Raw genomic sequence first — 2806 nt, forward strand, 5'->3', positions numbered from 1 at the left:
TGATGCTCCGGGGTCCGCAACTCGCGGCGACGGCCGGCCTCCGCATCCCACCAGCCGGCGAACGGGGCGCACGCCGGCGACAGGCCGTCGAGGACCGTCACCGCCGTTGCCGACGTCGCCCGCCAGACCCGCACGGAGGCCGGGTTGGAGGGGGTCTGCGGGGCCTGTTCGGGGGTGGTTGCAGCCGCCGGTTGCACTGGTTGCACCCGGGCTGGCTGGTTGACCCCTGCAACCACCCCTGCAACCGCCTCCGACCTGCACGGTTGCAGGTTGCAGGCAGGGGCGGCGGAGGGGGCCCTACGCGTGCGCGCGCGAGGGACCCCGATTTCCGGCGGGTTGCAACCCGGCTCGGACGGCCTGTCGGCGGGGAGCTGGTGGGCGGTCATGCCGCACCACCGAACAGATCATCCTGGCCGTCGCAGACCGGGCACAGCGGCCCCGACGGCGTCACGTCCAGCTGACCCCGGCATCGGGTACACCGCCGCCGCGGCGCCAGCGGGATGACGGTCATGGCGATCCGCAGGCTGCGAGCGTCCACCAGGACGATCGACGGGCAGTCCTGGTGCTGCACGGTGAGTGCGAACCCGCATGCCCGGCAGCAGACAGCCGGCCCGGTAGTGAGCTCGGTGGTGTGCCGGCGGCGGACGTCCAACTCTTCGTCGGCGGTCACCCGACGGCCGGCCTGCAGGGCGGCGAGGATCACCCGGTCGAAGATCTTCTCGGGATGGTCGACCGTGACCGTGATCCGACCCGGACGGCGGGCACTCATGCCACACCACCCAGACGGGCAGCGGCGGACGAAGCCTGCGGCGTAGATCCGCGCGCAGGCAGAGAAGGATTACTCATAGCGGGCTCCTGTTGCTATCAGGTGATCCGTTAGCCCTCGGGTCGGCCTGGCAGCCGGTCCGGGGGCGTTTTTCGGTTGCGGGGCGGAACGTTACACACCTAACCCCAATAGGTCAACCAAGTAGAGTCGTCGGTTATGCGAGAGTCCATCGACAACTTTGAGCCACTACTCGACTACACAGACATAGCCAATCTGGCCGGCATCTCGCCCGACACGGCGCGCGCCTACAGGAGCTCTGGGCACCTGCCCAAGCCTGATCAGCAGACGTCGTCACGTCGGCCCCGCTGGAAGCTGTCGACCGTTCGTGCATGGCTGGAGAACCGTCCGGGCCCCGGGGCCCGGACAGATCTATGGCGGAAGCGTGAGCAGGCGGAGGCCGGCGAAGGTTCGCCAGAGGAGGGCGAGCCGCCCGTGGCAGTTGCCTAGCGGCACGACAGCCCAGAGGAAGCCACAGCGCCCCGTCGGAGCAGTCCGGCGGGGCGCTTAGACGTTCCCGGGCCGAGGACGGTCGGCTGACCGTCGCATCCCCCTCGCCGCCGGCGGCGGGGTGGTTGCAGCCGTCTGCGGCACCGGTTGCACCCCAGGAAACAGCGGGTTGCAGTTTCCTGGCAGTTTCCTGGAGGAAACCGCTCTGACCTGCAGGTTTCCACGTTTCCTGGTTTCCCGGCGGGGGGCCCTACGCGTGCGCGCGCGAGGAAACCCGGTTTCCGGCCCGCTGCAACCCGGCCCGGCCGGCCCGGCGAAGCCCCCCGCTGACATCCAGTTCTTCGCCCGGCTGGGGCCGGTGGCCGACATGCCAACGTCCCGCCGAGGACAGGCCCAGCAGGGGGCTTGGACGTTCCGGGAGGTTGAACGTGCGAGCTTGATCGAATCCTGGGATCCCGGCTAGGCGGCAGCCCGAGACCGGCCTAGCTGAGGATCTTGTAGAAGCGAAATCCGCCATAGGCGAGGGCAAAGAACCCGATCGCAAGAAAGTCACCGTACGCGATCGGCTGAAACCCATGGTCGTAGCAGCGGCTGAGAAGACCCCGACGGCGGCGGCGGCACAGCCGTCCGGTGCCACTCGCCGCACCACAGCGGGACAGCCAGTACAGCCCCGCCATCAACGGCAGAAGCACGACACACACAAATAAGACGATCATCGCGGGGCTTCTTCCGAGGCGGGCAAGGCATCGGTGCGGCGCCGCCAGGGTGCTCGGATACCAGGCAGGATCTGCTCACCGACCATCCACCGGGCCAGCAGCTCCCGGTCGACCATCTGGATGCGGTGGCGCCGCCCGAAGTCCGCAGCTGCAGAGGTGAACCGGCCAGACGTAACCAGCAATGCGACATCGGCACCGTGGTCCGTCCACGCACAGCCGTTGAAGTCCCGCACCGCGGACGGACCCACGGCACGGCCGGGGTAGTGCTTGCACTGCACCGCGATCCGGGCCATGCCCGGGGTACGAGCAAGCACGTCCACCCCACCGTCCCCCCGGCCTCCTACCACCCGCACCTGCAGGCAACCATCGCGGGTCAGCAGGGCGGCGATGTGACGTTCAAACTCAGCCGGGCTCAGGACATCGACAACAGCAACCTCTACCGCCCTCCGGATCTGGCGGATCTTGTTAGCGCGGAACCCAAACCAGACCCCGGCGGCTGCCAGCACCACGGAAACCCCGAGTGACAACGTCCACCAACCCCACGCGCTGACGAGCCCCTGGACGAGGTCGACGAAGAACAGAGCGGCGAGTGCCGCCCCTCCCAGCCAGGCAAACACCCGTCCGCCGGGCGAAGACAACCCGGAGGAACGCCCCCGCGCTCGACGGGCCCGAGTACGGCGAGTACGGCGAGCACTTGGACGGTGATCCGAAGTCGAAGAACCCCGACGAACCATGCGCTGACTATGAAGGGTTGCAACCTGGTCCGCGGGTCCTTTTCTGGCAGATGACATGCCAACGCCCCGCCGAGGGCCAGTCC

Annotated in this window: 4 protein-coding genes; all 4 read right to left on the bottom strand. The window is 68.6% G+C overall.

Annotated elements, in window-relative coordinates; all coding sequences use genetic code 11:
• On the bottom strand, nt 1-197 hold a 197-nt coding region (locus G6R25_RS23100; protein ID WP_205447390.1), incomplete at its 3' end, for a hypothetical protein.
• A 185-nt stretch (nt 198-382) separates the two neighbouring features.
• Nucleotides 383-769 (bottom strand): hypothetical protein, encoded by a 387-nt coding sequence (locus tag G6R25_RS23105; RefSeq protein ID WP_163554552.1) that lies wholly within the window; start codon nt 767-769, stop codon nt 383-385.
• 986 nt (nt 770-1755) lie between these two features.
• Complete coding sequence (locus G6R25_RS23110) at nt 1756-1989, bottom strand: hypothetical protein (RefSeq protein ID WP_136449219.1); 234 nt, start codon at nt 1987-1989, stop codon at nt 1756-1758.
• Complete coding sequence (locus tag G6R25_RS23115; RefSeq protein ID WP_235949484.1) at nt 1986-2495, bottom strand: restriction endonuclease; 510 nt, start codon at nt 2493-2495, stop codon at nt 1986-1988. The genes G6R25_RS23110 and G6R25_RS23115 overlap by 4 nt, the downstream gene beginning before the upstream one ends.
• Nucleotides 2496-2806 lie beyond the last annotated feature (311 nt).

Source organism: Candidatus Frankia alpina (assembly GCF_902806485.1).
Lineage (GTDB): Bacteria > Actinomycetota > Actinomycetes > Frankiales > Frankiaceae > Frankia > Frankia alpina.

Bases quoted from the DNA above. Each gene is read 5' to 3' on its own strand.
- G6R25_RS23105 (WP_163554552.1), bottom strand. From the start codon at position 769: ATGAGTGCCCGCCGTCCGGGTCGGATCACGGTCACGGTCGACCATCCC.
- G6R25_RS23110 (WP_136449219.1), bottom strand. From the start codon at position 1,989: ATGATCGTCTTATTTGTGTGTGTCGTGCTTCTGCCGTTGATGGCGGGG.